Here is a 13,456-nt window from a genome sequence, read left to right as displayed (position 1 = left end):
GGGCGGGGGCAGCCAGGACAACCAGGCGATGATTCCCCTCACCACGTACGCGGGCATCTTCGGCATCCGGGACCTGCGCATCAGCATCCAGGCGCGCTCCGCGGACGTGCTCTCACGGGCGGAGGATGAGGTGACGCTGCTCATGCGCCGGCGTCACGGGCTCAAGCCGGACGAAGCGGACGACTTCTTCATCTTCTCCAATGCAAGCACCACGGAGATGTTCAACAACATGTCCGCGGCCATCTCCGCGGCCAGCTTCGGCGTGTGCCTGCTGTCGCTGCTGGTGGGCGGCATCGGCATCCTGAACATCATGCTGGTGGCGGTGACGGAGCGGACGCGGGAGATTGGCATTCGCAAGGCGCTGGGGGCCAAGCGCTACCGCATCCTCGCGCAGTTCGCGCTGGAGGCGGTGGTGCTGTCGCTGGTGGGCGGCGCGCTGGGCGTGGGCCTGGGCGTGGGCCTGTCGCTGCTGGCGCGGTGGATGATCCAACTGCCCACGGAGGTGCCGCTCTGGTCCGTGGCGGTGTCGCTGGCGATGAGCTGCGGCGTGGGGCTGGCGTTCGGCATCTACCCGGCGGCGCGCGCGGCGAAGCTGGACCCCGTGGAGGCGATGCGCTCCGAGTAGGCGCGTCGTCTTCGGGGCTCCGTGTCCGGGGCATGAAGAAGGCCCCGACCCGGCAGGCGCGGGTGGGGCCCTGGGACCTACGTGCGCTGCCCGCGCGGGACTACGGGCAGGGGTACGTACAGGTGATCTGCCCGGAGATGGGGTTCTTGAAACAGGTGGGCGTGCAATCCCCCGCGGTGGCGGAGGCCGGCGCGACGGCGATGCCCACGCCCATCACGGTGGCGACGACAGCGGCGATGAACGCGATGTGGCGGACGTGCTTGCGAGCCTGCATGGTGTCTTCTCCCTGGGTCGTGTTCGTGCTGCGAGGCGCACTCTAGGGGCCCCGTCTGACAGCGCCACGGGGGATGTTGCAGGCCCGTGCGCCGGTGTGGGGAGCAGGGTGCCGAGGCGCCGCACGCGGGAAGAAAAGTGAAACATCGGTGCGGCGAAACGATGCGTCAACGCCGCTGCGTGGGAGTGCGACTCCACTGATAGCCCACGGTGGCGCCGGTGCCGATGAGCGAGAACGCAAGGTAGCTGCGCAAGGTGGCCAGCCGTTCGCTGGAGCCGGCGAGGTGTTTCAGGCCTTCGTGCGCGGCGATGCCGAGCAGCATTCCCGCCGTCGCTCCTCCGAGCGCGCCCAGGTACGCGTGGCCGCGTTGTTCGCTGGCGCCGAACGCGACCTCACCCATGCCCCAGGTGCCGAGCGCGGCGATGGGCGGCGTCACCACGAAGGCGGCGCCGAACGCGCCGACCTCCAACTCCAGCCACCGGCCCTGGGGATAGGAGGGGTGGACGAAGAGGAAGCGTCCGGGGAGCGAGGCCAGCAGGGTGCCGGCGGCGGCCTCCGCGGCGGTGGCGCCCAGGCGGGTGTCACCGCCCACGCGCGTCGCGGTCCAGACGGAGGCCAGGGGCAACAGCGTGAGTCCCGCGTGCGCGGCGATCGTGCCGCCGGACAGCTTCGCGTTCGTGTCCGGTTCCCCGTGCGGAATGAAGGGACGCAGGACGCGGGGCGGCACGGCGGGAGGTGGCGTCACGGTGTCCATGAACGGCACATCCGACGCGGTGGGCTCCAGCGGCGGTGGCGGCTCCGCGAGGGATTCGGGAGCACGCGCTCCGTCCTGCGCGGGAGGCACCTCCGGCGCTTGTTCCACCGCGAGCGCGACTGGCGCCCCCAGCAGACTCCCCATGAGGAGCGCCCGGACGCCCCGGTCCCAGGCCCGCCCCTTCCCCCGTCGCTTCATGTCCGTGTCCGTCCTCCGTGCCGCCGTCCGCTGTCCGCTGTCCGCTGTCCGCTCCCAGCAGTGCGCATGCGACGCGCCTGACACCACCCGCCTCTTGAGACACGCGGTGCAACCGTCATCGGGTGGACGGTGCCGGGGTCCATCCCGGTGCTTCCTCCACTGTCGCGCACGCGGTGGATGCGTCTTGGAGGGGCCTGCCCTACCTTCGGGACCGTGCGGCTGGCCTGGCCCATCTTGATTGCCCTGCTCGCCGCGGGGTGCTCGTATCCCAACCACCGGCATGATCTGCGCCTGCGCGCGCTGCCGGACGACCCGGTGGCGCGCTCCGTGGCCATCACCCAGACGTTGGGGATGTCACTGGAGCCGGGCAACGGCGTGGAGCTGGTGCAGAACGGCCAGGTCTTCGACGTCATCGAGGAGGAGATCCGCGCCGCCCGCTCCAGCATCCACATCGCCAGCTACATCTGGCGTCCGGGGATTCCGTCGGACCGGCTGCTCATCGCGCTGCGCGAGCGAGCACCCGGCGTGCAGTGCCGCGTGCTCGTGGACCCGCTGGGCAGCGTGAACTTCGAGGTCGTCGCCCCCGTGCTCGCGGACGCCGGGTGCGACGTGCGCATCTACCGCCCGTACCAGGGCGCGGTGGCATCACTGGACGCGGTGCGCATCCGCGCGCGCATGCACCGCAAGATGGTGATCCGCGACGGCGAGGTGGCGCTGACCGGCGGCTTCGGCATCTGGCGCAGCTGGCTGGGCAACGGCGATGCGGCGGAGACCTGGCGCGACACCAACGTGCGCGTGCGCGGTCCCGCCGTGCGCGGCATGCAGGTGGCCTTCGCGGAGAACTGGCAGGAGGCCGGGGGCGACTTCCTTCCTCCGGAGTCCTTCCCGCCCCTCGCGCCGGCCGGTGAAGCCCACGCGTGCTTCGTCGCGAGCACCGGCCACCGCTTCCTGTCGGAGGCGTCCAAGATGTGGGCGCTGTCCATCGCGTCGGCGAAGCACCGGCTGTGGATCGCCAACTCGTACTTCATCCCGTCCGAAGCCCTCAGCGACATGCTCATCGAGAAGGCGCGCCAGGGCGTGGACGTGCGCGTGCTGGTGCCGGGCCGCTACCACGACGTGGGGCCCGTGCTCTCCGCGCAGCGCGCGTCCTACGCACGGCTGCTGTCGGAGGGGGTGCGCATCTGGGAGTACGAGATCTCCATGATGCACTCCAAGACGCTGCTCGCGGACGACCTGCTGGGCATCGTGGGCTCCACCAACATGGATCCGCTGGCGCTCAACCACACCGACGAGGGCTCCCTGATGGTGGAGGATCCGGTGCTGGCCAAGGCGCTGGAGGCCTCCTTCGAGCAGGACCTCACGCACTCCCGGGAGATCCACTGGCAGGGCTGGAAGCAGCGCGGCCTGCTCCAGCGGCTGGGCGAACAGCTCCCGGGCATCATCGGCGATTTCCTCTGAGCCGGACCGCGCGCCGCGAGTGGGAGCAAGCCACCGCGGGGCCGCTGCCCGCCTGCCTGCCCGGCTGACAGGAGCGTCCCTGGCGGGAAGCCCTCCCAGGCCCGCGTGCGTTTCTTCCCTCATGCCTTCGAGACGACCGTCGTGCCTCGCCCTGCTGTCGCTGTCCGTGGCCCTGCCGGCCTTCGCGGCCAGTCCCGCCGTGTGGGGCGAGGGGCTGATGGTGAAGGTCCGGCCGCAGAGTGCCGTCCGGAGCGCCACCGAGGTGCGCCTCACCGGGGCGCGCAATGAGTTCGTCTCGTTCCAGGTGGCGCTGCACGGAGGGGACTCGGGCCTGCGGGGCGTGCGCGCCCGACTGCCCGCGCTGGAGGGCCCCGCGACGCTGAAGGGGCCGGACGTGACGCTGTACCGCGAGGCGCTCGTCACCACGAAGCAGGCCTCCGTGGCGGGAGAGCCGGTGGGCCGGTGGCCGGACGGCCTGGTGCCGGACACGGACGAGGTCGCCGGGGAGCAGCGCACGGCCTTCCCCTTCGACGTGCCCGCGGGCGAGGCGCGCGCCGTCTGGGTGGACGTGCACGTGCCCAAGGATGCGCCCCCCGGTGACTACACCGGCACGGTGACGGTGGAGGCCGCCGGAGGCTTCCAGCGGCAGGTGACCGCGCGGCTGACGGTGGTGGACGCGACGCTGCCCAGCACGTCCTCGCTGCCGTCGGCGTTCCTGCTGTGGCCGCCGCACGTGTGCCGCGCGCACACCGGCCGGGAGGACTGCACGCCGAAGGAATTGCAGCCGCTGCTCGCGCGCTACCAGCGCATGGCGTTGGAGCACCGCTTCACGCTGTCCAGCCTCTTTCCGCGCAAGCCCTGGCCGCCCGCGTGGAGCGACTTCGACGCGACGTGGGGGCCGTACCTGGACGGCACCGCGCCCACGCGGCTGCCCGGCGCGCGGATGACGAGCCTGGAGTACGTGGGCCCGCTCGACGCGGAGAACCTGAGGGACTTCACCGCGCACATGAAGGCGAAGGGCTGGCTGGACCGGGCCTACGTGCAACTGGGGGACGAGCCGCCCTACGGCACGAGCTTCGCGCAGGTGCACGCGACGGGGGCCCTGGTGCGCGAGGCGGCGCCCGGGCTGCGCACGCTGCTGACGACGAACTCGCACGAGATGGGCAACCACGACCTGGAGGGCCTGGTGGACGCGGTGGTGCCGCTGGTGAACCACCTGGACGGCACGGAAGGCACCTTCCGGGGCGACCAGCGCGACACGTACACGGACTTCCTGAAGCGTCCCGGTACGCAGTTGTGGATGTATCAGAGCTGCATGAGCCACGGCTGTGCGTATGGCACCAACGCGCCGGAGAACAAGCCGGGCGCGGGGTGGCCGTCGTACATGCTGGACCGGTCGGCGGCGAAGGCGCGCGCGATGGAGTGGGTGACGTTCCTGGAGGGCGCGACGGGCGAGCTGTACTACCAGTCGGTGGGCATGCTCTCCACGGCGTGGTCGGACCAGTACCGCTTCAATGGCAACGGCGACGGGACGCTCTTCTACCCGGGCACGCCGGCCGCGATTGGCGGGACGACGGACGTGCCGGTGGCGTCGCTGCGCCTGAAGCTCATCCGTCAGGGCATGCAGGACTACGAGTGGCTCAAGGCGGTGAGTGACGCGGGAGACCCGGGCTTCGCGCGCAAGGTGGCGCGGGAGCTGATCCCGGCCGCGTCGCGCGTGACGGACGACGGCGCCGCGTTCGATGCGGCGCGGCTGCGGCTCATCCAGCGCTATCAGGAGCTGACCGCCAGTGAGGCGTCCCCCGACGCGGGCACGCCGCCGGACCCCACGGATGCGGGCACGCCGCCGGAAGAGGTCGCGGAGGGACCGTCACAGGAGGCGCCCACGCCGAAGCCGGGCGTGGATCCGGAGACGGTGGATGCGGGGACGCCGACGGGCGGCTGCACCACGGGCGGAGGCGGATCCGCTGCGGTGGCGGGAGGCCTGCTGTTCGCGGCCTGGGCACTCAAGGGCGCGCGGCGGAAACGGTGCGTCCGCGCGCCCTGATGAGACCAGGCTGGCGGGGGAGGGGTTTCCTGGCGGGCGACCAACCCTGACGGAAAGCCGTCACTCCGAGCGTGGGGAACGTGACGTACCCCTGGCATGAAGGTCCCGAGCGATGCTGCCAAGGTGGCAGCCGCCGGGTGGGCCGGATGCGGATTCCCGGGTCGGCCGTATGATGCCCCATGAGCTCAGCCCACGGAGGTACGGCGCAACGCCAGCACCCGTCGGGAGGCAGCGACCACCGCGTCCAGTTCTACGAGGATCCATCGTTCCTCTTCGACGTGGTCGCGAAGTTCCTGGACGCCGGTTTCAAGGAGGGTGAGCCCGCGGTCGTCATCGCCTCGGAAGCGCACGCGGAGGGCTTCACGGCGCGGCTGAAGGCCCTGGGCTTCGAGGTGGAGCGCGCCCTGGAGGACGGGCGGCTCGTCCTGCTCGATGCCCGGGCCACCCTCGCCAGGTTCATGGTCGACGGACTGCCGGACTGGAGTCGCTTCCAGCAGGTCATCGGGGAGGTGCTCGACAGGAGCCATCGCGCCGCGGGCGGGCGGAGGGTTCGCGCCTTCGGCGAGATGGTGGACCTGCTCCTGAAGGCTCAGAACCCCAAGGCCGCGCTCCTGTTGGAGGAGCAGTGGAACGAGCTTGGCAAGTCGCACCCGTTCGGCCTGCTGTGCGCCTATGCGTTGGGAGGCTTCCAGACGCAGGAGGATGCGCGGGTGTTCCAGGACGTCTGCGGCGCGCATGCCCACGTCAGCCCCACCGAGGCCTATTCGGGCGTTCCCGCCGATGAGCTGCGCCTGCGCGAAGTCGCGGTCCTCCAGCAACGCTCCAAGATGCTCGAAGCGGAGATTGAGTACCGCAAGCGCATCGAGAAGGAGCTGTTGGTGGCGGTGCGGCTGCGCGATGACTTCCTGTCCATCGCCGGGCACGAGCTGCGCACGCCCCTCATGGCCCTCCAGCTCCAGCTCCACTCCCTCACGCGTCTGGCGCGGGAGGTGGGGGATGCGCGCGTGCAGGAGCGGCTGGACCGGGCACGGCGTCAGGTGGAGCGGCTCGGCACGCTCACGGAGGACCTCCTGGATGTCGTCCGCATCAGCGAGGGGCGGCTCGTGCTCCAGGCCGAGGAATGTGATCTGGCGGCCCTCGTGCTGGAGGGGGTGGACCGCGCCTCCGAAGAGGTGACCCGGTCGGGCTGCCAGCTCCGGGTGCTCGTCGATCAGCCGACGTGGGGCCGGTGGGACCGGTCACGGCTTGAGCAGGTGGTGACGAACCTGCTCTCCAACGCGCTCAAGTACGGCGCGGGCAAGCCCGTGGAGGTGATGGTGAAGGCGTCCCGGGACCGGGCACGGCTGGTGATCAAGGACCACGGCATCGGGGTTCCCCTCGATGCGCAGGCCCGCATCTTCGACCGGTTCGAGCGCGCGGTGTCGACGAACAACTATGGGGGATTGGGGCTGGGGCTCTGGATTGCCAGGCAGGGGGTTGAAGCCCACGGCGGCATCATCCGCGTGGAGAGCGAGCCCGGCAGCGGCGCCACCTTCACGGTCGAGCTGCCCTGCAACCCGGGCTGAACGACGGCCCGCTGTCCCCCTGGCAGCCAGCGTGCTAGGGGGCGGCACATGAGCACGGACCTGGTGGCGCGGACCCTCATCCGCGAGGCTCGCCCCGAGGATGACGGGGCGATTGGCGAGCTGCTGGTGGACGCCTACATCACGCAGTACGCGAAGAAGTTGCCGGAGGTCGTCTACTCCGAGGAGCGCAAGGCGTTCCTGCGCGACGTGGCCTCGCGCCGGAAGGTGTGCACCCTCCTGGTGGCGGAGCTGGACGGCGAAATCGTGGGCACGGTGGCCCTGTACCCGCCCGGCGCGCCCGGCTCCGAATCCTGGCTGCCCCGCACGGCGGACCTGCGGGCACTGGCCACGTCGGTGCGCGTCCACGGAAAGGGCCTGGCGCAGCCGCTGCTGGCGGAGACGGAGGTCCTCGCGCGGCGCTGGGGCCTGGACGCCATCACCCTCCACGTGCGCCGGGGCGCGACGGGCGTGGCGCGCATGTACGAGCGCCGGGGCTACCAGCGCACGCCCGCGGGCGACATCGACCGTCCGGAGGTGTACCTGGAAGCCTTCATCCTGCCGTTGAAGTGACGCATGTCAGGTGGACGCGCGGCCGCACGTAGGGGGCTCATCCCGTCCGGAGCCGGAGGGTCCGCGAGGCTTCGCGTGACCCGGGCGCCGGTCGGGGTCGCGCGTTGGAGTGACGGCGTGCGCCCTGCCCCGGAAGGGGCGCCGGTCGGTGCGCCGACCCTCACGTCGGTGTTCGAACCATGAAGCTCCAAATCCCAGGGCAGTCGCTCGTGCTGCTCATCGGTCCCTCCGGCTCCGGCCGCTCCACGCTCGCCCACCGGCACTTCCCGCCCACGGACGTGGTGTCCGACGTCAACGATGGCACGTCCCCGGAGGCCGCCGCGCTGCACGCCGACGTGGCCGCGAGGCTGGCGCGGGGCGCCTGTACCGTCATCGACGGCGTTCCGCTGAGCGCCGAGTCACGCAAGCGCTGGATGGCCCTGGCGCGTGAACACCACGTGCCCCTGGTGGCGGTGGTGCTGGACCTGCCGGAAGCGCTCCTGTTGGAGCGCAATCGCTCCCGCCCCGGAACCAGTGCACGCGGGCTGCGCAATCAGGCGCAGCAACTGCAGAACGCCCTGCGGAGCCTGCCGAAGGAGGGCTTCAAGCACATCCATGTGCTCACCCCGGAGACGGTGGACGCGGTGTCGTTTGAACGGCAGCGCGTGCCGAGTCACCGCCAGGAGGAACACGGACCGTTCGACATCATCGGAGACATCCACGGCTGCTTCGACGAGCTGAAGGCGCTGCTGACGAAGCTGGGCTACACGGTCGCGCCGCGCGCGGACGGCTCGCCCGGGTTCGACGTGGGGGTGCCGGAGGGGCGCAGGGTGGTGTTCCTGGGCGACCTCATCGACCGGGGCCCGGGCGTGACGGGCGTGCTGCGGTTGGTGATGGGCATGGTGGAGGCGGGCACGGCGCTGTGCGTGCCGGGCAACCATGAAATCAAGCTGCTCAAGAAGCTGCGGGGCAAGGATGTGCGGGTCGCGCGCGGGCTCGCGATGACCCTGGAGCAACTGGAGCGCGAGCCCCCGGAGTTCTCACAGGCGGTGGCGGACTTCATCGAGGCCCGCTCCCCGCACTACGTCCTGGACGACGGACGCCTGGTGGTGGCGCACGCGGGCTTGAAGGAGTCGATGCACGGGCGCGACTCCACGGAGATGCGTGACTTCGCGCTCTACGGAGAGACGACGGGCGAAGCGGATGCGTATGGCCTGCCGGTGCGCGCCGACTGGGCGGAGCAGTACCGGGGGAGCGCGGTGGTGGCGTACGGCCACACCTCGGTGCCGGAAGCCGAGTGGGTCCACAACACCGTCTGCCTGGACACCGGTTGCGTGTTCGGAGGCAAGCTGACGGCGTTGCGCTATCCCGAGCGCGAGCTCGTCTCCGTGCCCGCGCTTCGCGAGTACTGGGAGTCACGCAAGCCCCTGCACCCGGCTCCGTGACTTGCGGCAGCAGGCTCAGGCCGCGGCGGAGAGGCGGCCGGTGTCCTGGGCCGCGCGCATGCAGTCACCCAGGAAGCGCAGGTAGCAGTCCAGCCCGCGCGTGCCGTACACCGCCAGCCGCGGGCCTTCCTCGGGGTGCGTGCGCAGCAGGTCCTCCATCATCCGCTCGTTGAGCGCGGTGTGGCCCACGTCCACCTCCGCGTGCTCCTTCAGGAAGGTGAGCGTGTCCAGCGTCCGCTGCCCCAGCACCGCGCGCACGTTCGCGAGGATGCGGGGCACCAGCACGACCGCCAGATAGCCCACCTCGTACTCGATGGCGGCCTGGCCCAGGGGCAGGTCGCCGGTGATGGCCTCGTCGTGCACCTGCCGGTATTCGCGCATGGCGTCCGTGGGCGCCTGCGCGACCAGCGCGTCCGCGTCCAGCACGTCCGCGTGACGCTTGTTCCACGTGTCCACCAACACCCGAGCGTCTTGAATGGTCATCAGGTGGTGGCCGGCCTCGTGCTTCGCGTGGGTGATGAGCTGACGGCCCACCTTCTCCTGGCCCAGCGCGAGGCAGCGCTCGCCCGCGCCGCGGATCCACCCGTCCACCGGCTCGGTCATGTAGGCGCCCCGGGCGGACCACTCGATGAGGAAGCGCTCCATCACGCCGGGAGAGATGCCCGGGTCCAGCAAGGTGCGCACCACGGGGTCCGACTCCAGGCGGGCTCGGGTCTCCTGCACGTGCGGCAGGTACTGCGTCTGCATCAGGCTCATGACAGCTCCTTCTCGGAAGGGTGGAGCGGACGGGGCGCCGTCTGCTCGTGGATGTGTTCCAGGAATTCGGAAGCGAGGTCCGCGGGGATGATCCAGAGGTAGGGCCTGGCCTCGGGGGCGTCGTCGTGCAGGCCCGCCGCTTCGACATCGCCGGGGGCCTCCGCGAGGAAGGTGAAGCTGTCGCGGTCCCGACGGGCGAACCAGCGGCGCGCTTCGTCCAGCAGCGCCGGGTAGGCGTCCCTCCCGCGTTCGGACAGCGGGAACAGGCGCGCGGAGTCCAGCAGGCGGAAGGGATTGGTCCCCGGAGGCCCGACCTCCAGCACGGCCACCGCCAGGGGCGTCAGTCCCTCCCGAGCGACCAGCACGTACCGCTCGCGCTCCAGCCCCCGGGAGACCCACGGCCGCGCCGCGTCCTCCAGGTCCAGCGTCTCCAGCCGGAGGTCCAGCGCTTCGGCGTAGCAGGCGGGCCGGGTGAGGGCGAGCTCCTCCACGAGCCGCCTCCGCTCCGCATCCGTCGCGGGGCCCAGCTCCAGCCCGGAGTCCTCCTGGCCGCTGGGATGCGCGCACTCGACGTCGATCATCCGCATCGGCAGCAGGCAGGTCCGCCCCGTGCCGGCCATCCGCTCGGCGAAGCCGACGTGCACGCGGTGGGTGAAGGGCACCGTCGATTCGATGTACGCCGCGAACCACCGGAAGGCGCTGTCCGCCTGCGCATGCTCCACGGCGCGCACGTAGACGTCGCGCAACATCCGTCCCCGGGTGCGCTCGTACCGCGAGCCGTCCTGGTGCCGGGCCAACTGGTGCACCATCCACAGGGAGCGGTAGGGCTTCATGATGGAGAGCGTCGCCTCCACCCCGCGCTCCGAAGGCCACACCACCTCGGAGAGGACGGCTTCCAGGCCTGCGACCCGCTTCCCCAGCGCCACGAAGCTCGCGCGTCGTGCCTCGAACCGCTCGGAGGAGCGGCCGGCCAGGTCGAAGTAGCCGGAGTCGCTGAACAGCCGCCAGTGCGCCTCCACCAGCGCTCCATCCGCGCGCGTCGTCGGATGGAGGGCCTGGGTCACCAGCGCGCGCCAGGGCTCCGCGTCGTCCCGGGTCAGCGGTGTCACCTGAAGACCGCAGTGGAAGGTCTCATCGGCGCCGGCGGACACATGGCGCACCTCTCCGCGCAATGACAGACGCTGACCGTCCTCCGTGAGCAGCTCGATGGGCTGGAGCACCCGACCCACGGAGAGGCGCTCGCTCGGGGCCAGTCGCAGCGACAGTCCGCCCAGGGACAGGTCCACCGCCGAGCGCTCCCGGCCGAGCCACCCGGGCAGGGGCAACCGCACGCGCAGCGACCCGGGCGCGGGCGCACGCCGCCAGGCTCGGCGCCGCACCTGGATGATGCGCGAGGGCAGCGGCGTCTCCCACGCGTCCGCCTGGCGCATGTCCTTCGTCACGTGCAGCCGGTAGATGCAGTGGTGACCCTGGATTTCAATGTCGCAGGCGCCCACGTCCACGGCCGGCCCCGTCCAGTGCAGACACCCGGTGGCCGCATCCAGGCGCGAGAGCCGCAGCGGCATCACCGTCTCACCCCGCCGCAGCAGGGCAGGGGAGCCCAGCGCCGCCGCGGTGGTGAGGATGGAGCGGATCCGCACGGGGTCGGTGATGTCGTCCAGGATGAGGGCGGACGGGGCACCGGAAGCCCATTCCAGGCCCGGTGCCTCGGACGACGGACGCAGCTGTGCCCGCGCGACGTGCGCTCCCACGGTGTCTCTCCCGGATGATGGACGGCGGCACGCGCTGGGTTCACCCGTGGGTCACGGGGAAGCGTGCTTGAAATGGATACGGAGCCGGCTCACCGGTTGGGTTGTTGGATCCGGAGGATTGCGACGGAGCCCCCATGACATCCGCACATGTCGGTCCCGTTCAGGGTGGGCTCACCGCCTGCTCGTTCCGTTCCATCTCTGCGCTCGTCCTCATGCCCAGGCCCTGGGCCCCGGGGTCATCCGCCCGAGGGCCGCGGTTTCGGAGCCTCCGCCGGCGGCGTGGACGGGGGCGGCGTGTCGCCAGCGAGGCGGAAGATGCGGTGCGGCGAGAGGACGTACTTCTTCTCCGGCTCCTGAGCGCGCAGGGTCCAGGCCGCGCGCCGGGGATCGCTGTTGAGCACCCGGGCCAGCACCGTGCGGGCGGGCTCCTGGAGGGTGGCCTCCAACGTGATGGGGGTCTCCAACCGCAGCCCCGTCGTGCTCCCCAACTCGAGCGGCGTTCCGCCCTGCTTCGTGACCTCGGCGCAGAGGGCCTGGAGGACCTCTCCCAGGGGACGCTCCATGCGGGGCAGCGTGATGGGCGTATCCAGGGGAGACCCCTGCACGGGGGTGATGTGCCAGAGCCCCCCGGCACTCCTCAGGCGGAAGCGGGGCGCGGCCTTCCCGGCCTGCTGGGCTATGAGCTGGTTCAGCACCTTCTCCTGAAGCTTCGCATCCTTCCGGGTGGCCTCCGTGACGGTATAGGTCAGGTCGATGGCGCCGTCCGGCGCAGGCGCCGTCAATGCCTCCTCATAGGTGATGCCCCAACCCTCACGCGTTTCCAGACGCTTCACCGCGGTGGCGAAGGGGTGGGGGGTGTCCTTGACGGTGAGCCGCACCTCTTCGCTCCATGCGGTCCCTCCGACAAACCAAGCTCCCAGCAGGGCGGCGGCATGAATCCCAGACCTCATCGTCCTCATGGTATGGCTCCTTTGGAGAGAGGAATTAGCAATCCGCGTGCCGGTCGCCAAGTCCTTGTGATTCCTTGCAGGGAAAGCTCCGCGCCTCCGGGAACCGCGACAGTCTGTCATGAGCCCCCCGTAAGGATTGTCAGGACCACCGTTTGAGCGTGAGCCCCAATCACTGACAAGCGGAGGGGGTTGCCAATGAAGTGGGGGATGACTGTCGTTGCCTCGATGGGAATGATGCTGGGTTCCTCGACCGCCCTGGCGACGGAAGCCGGCGCGGCTTCCGGATCCAGAGCGAAGGCCTCTTGAACGGCACCTTGAAGGCCCAGGGCCCGGTGGAGGTGGGGCTGCTGCGCCTGGTGTCCATCCTGGCGGAGGGGCGGCTCGCGTCGGCACAACCCGTGGGACATCGAGCCCTGCGCGGACTGAGCCGCTCTGTCACGGGGAGGTGGCACGTAGAGGGCGTGCCGCCACCCCGGCGTCTGACCGCCGGTCAGCAGCGAAGACAGGAGACCCCCTGGGTTACATGTAACAAGGCTCGGTGTTATCGGTGGGAAAGGTGCGTACCCCTCCGGACGCGCTTAGCCTCCAGAGCCCATGTCCATCCGCAAGGACTTCATCGAGCGGGCCGTCGAGCAGTTCGTCGCCGCCATCGCCAGCATCCTCCGGGCCCGCAAGGAGAAGCGGTACGGGGACGCGCGCGCCCTCATCCGGGGGACGTCCCTGGACGTGCTCGGGATGGAGTACAGCACCCTCATCCTGGCGGACGCCGAGTCCACCTCGCGGCTGCTCGGCACCTTCGCCCGGGTGCGGATGCTCGCGAAGCTGGTCCGCGAGGACGGCGAGCTGATGCGCGAGCAGGGGGACCCCCTCACCGCCGACTCGCGCTTCCTGCTGTCGCTGGAGCTGTACCTGGAGGCCATGTCGCTGGGCCTCAACCCGGACACGGAAGACGCCACCGCCATCGCGGAGCTGCGCGGCAGCATCGACACGGCCAGCCTGTCCGAGCGCCACCAGCGGATGCTCGCCCAGGCCTGACGAGGCGCGGCGCGCACGTTGGCGCACCCACGGCCGCTGAACACCCGCC

12 protein-coding genes are annotated in these 13,456 nt (G+C 70.8%); 7 read left to right on the top strand and 5 right to left on the bottom strand.

The annotated features are described in order from the left end of the window. A partial coding sequence (locus D7Y13_RS11515) for an ABC transporter permease (protein ID WP_120630678.1) occupies positions 1-625 on the top strand: 625 nt, incomplete at its 5' end. 100 nt (positions 626-725) lie between these two features. Here D7Y13_RS11515 and D7Y13_RS46885 read toward each other — a convergent pair. Together D7Y13_RS46885 and D7Y13_RS11510 are read right to left on the bottom strand one after the other, a co-directional pair. Further along, on the bottom strand, positions 726-899 hold the full coding sequence (locus D7Y13_RS46885; RefSeq protein WP_167508739.1) for a hypothetical protein: 174 nt from the start codon (positions 897-899) through the stop codon (positions 726-728). A gap of 166 nt (positions 900-1,065) precedes the next feature. Then, positions 1,066-1,851, bottom strand: a complete 786-nt coding sequence (locus D7Y13_RS11510) for a hypothetical protein (RefSeq protein ID WP_120583940.1) — start codon at positions 1,849-1,851, stop codon at positions 1,066-1,068. 234 nt (positions 1,852-2,085) lie between these two features. On the opposite strand from D7Y13_RS11510, the gene D7Y13_RS11505 reads away from it, so the two are divergent. The 5 genes from D7Y13_RS11505 (at position 2,086) to D7Y13_RS11485 (ending at position 8,915) form a co-directional block, all read left to right on the top strand. Beyond that, positions 2,086-3,309, top strand: a complete 1,224-nt coding sequence (locus D7Y13_RS11505; RefSeq protein ID WP_233595591.1) for a phospholipase D-like domain-containing protein — start codon at positions 2,086-2,088, stop codon at positions 3,307-3,309. Between the two features lie 121 nt (positions 3,310-3,430). Next, positions 3,431-5,356 (top strand): DUF4091 domain-containing protein, encoded by a 1,926-nt coding sequence (locus D7Y13_RS11500; protein ID WP_120583942.1) that lies wholly within the window; start codon positions 3,431-3,433, stop codon positions 5,354-5,356. A gap of 179 nt (positions 5,357-5,535) precedes the next feature. Beyond that, complete coding sequence (locus D7Y13_RS11495; protein WP_120583943.1) at positions 5,536-6,921, top strand: ATP-binding protein; 1,386 nt, start codon at positions 5,536-5,538, stop codon at positions 6,919-6,921. Between the two features lie 48 nt (positions 6,922-6,969). Further along, positions 6,970-7,491: a GNAT family N-acetyltransferase gene (locus tag D7Y13_RS11490; protein WP_120533205.1), complete on the top strand. Its 522-nt coding sequence runs from the start codon at positions 6,970-6,972 to the stop codon at positions 7,489-7,491. A 179-nt stretch (positions 7,492-7,670) separates the two neighbouring features. After that, positions 7,671-8,915, top strand: a complete 1,245-nt coding sequence (locus D7Y13_RS11485) for an AAA family ATPase (RefSeq protein WP_120583944.1) — start codon at positions 7,671-7,673, stop codon at positions 8,913-8,915. A gap of 15 nt (positions 8,916-8,930) precedes the next feature. Here the strand turns inward: D7Y13_RS11485 and D7Y13_RS11480 are convergent, their stop codons facing one another. From D7Y13_RS11480 to D7Y13_RS11470, 3 genes are all read right to left on the bottom strand, one after another. After that, positions 8,931-9,671 (bottom strand): hypothetical protein, encoded by a 741-nt coding sequence (locus D7Y13_RS11480; RefSeq protein ID WP_120583945.1) that lies wholly within the window; start codon positions 9,669-9,671, stop codon positions 8,931-8,933. After that, on the bottom strand, positions 9,668-11,422 hold the full coding sequence (locus tag D7Y13_RS11475; protein ID WP_120583946.1) for a PilZ domain-containing protein: 1,755 nt from the start codon (positions 11,420-11,422) through the stop codon (positions 9,668-9,670). Before D7Y13_RS11475 ends, D7Y13_RS11480 begins: the two co-directional genes overlap by 4 nt. A gap of 236 nt (positions 11,423-11,658) precedes the next feature. Further along, on the bottom strand, positions 11,659-12,300 hold the full coding sequence (locus D7Y13_RS11470; protein WP_120583947.1) for a hypothetical protein: 642 nt from the start codon (positions 12,298-12,300) through the stop codon (positions 11,659-11,661). Positions 12,301-12,966: 666 nt separating this feature from the next. Here D7Y13_RS11470 and D7Y13_RS11465 point away from each other — a divergent pair. Beyond that, complete coding sequence (locus D7Y13_RS11465) at positions 12,967-13,407, top strand: hypothetical protein (RefSeq protein ID WP_120583949.1); 441 nt, start codon at positions 12,967-12,969, stop codon at positions 13,405-13,407. The last annotated feature ends 49 nt before the right edge of the window (positions 13,408-13,456 follow it).

Origin of the sequence: Corallococcus praedator (assembly GCF_003612125.1) — a bacterium.
GTDB classification, from domain to species: domain Bacteria; phylum Myxococcota; class Myxococcia; order Myxococcales; family Myxococcaceae; genus Corallococcus; species Corallococcus praedator.
The sequence above is the reverse complement of the archived record's forward strand: the minus strand, read 5'-3'. Positions and strand labels throughout refer to the sequence as shown.

Bases quoted from the DNA above. Each gene is read 5' to 3' on its own strand.
- D7Y13_RS46885 (WP_167508739.1), bottom strand. From the start codon at position 899: ATGCAGGCTCGCAAGCACGTCCGCCACATCGCGTTCATCGCCGCTGTC.
- D7Y13_RS11510 (WP_120583940.1), bottom strand. From the start codon at position 1,851: ATGAAGCGACGGGGGAAGGGGCGGGCCTGGGACCGGGGCGTCCGGGCG.
- D7Y13_RS11500 (WP_120583942.1), top strand. From the start codon at position 3,431: ATGCCTTCGAGACGACCGTCGTGCCTCGCCCTGCTGTCGCTGTCCGTG.
- D7Y13_RS11495 (WP_120583943.1), top strand. From the start codon at position 5,536: ATGAGCTCAGCCCACGGAGGTACGGCGCAACGCCAGCACCCGTCGGGA.
- D7Y13_RS11490 (WP_120533205.1), top strand. From the start codon at position 6,970: ATGAGCACGGACCTGGTGGCGCGGACCCTCATCCGCGAGGCTCGCCCC.
- D7Y13_RS11485 (WP_120583944.1), top strand. From the start codon at position 7,671: ATGAAGCTCCAAATCCCAGGGCAGTCGCTCGTGCTGCTCATCGGTCCC.
- D7Y13_RS11480 (WP_120583945.1), bottom strand. From the start codon at position 9,671: ATGAGCCTGATGCAGACGCAGTACCTGCCGCACGTGCAGGAGACCCGA.
- D7Y13_RS11465 (WP_120583949.1), top strand. From the start codon at position 12,967: ATGTCCATCCGCAAGGACTTCATCGAGCGGGCCGTCGAGCAGTTCGTC.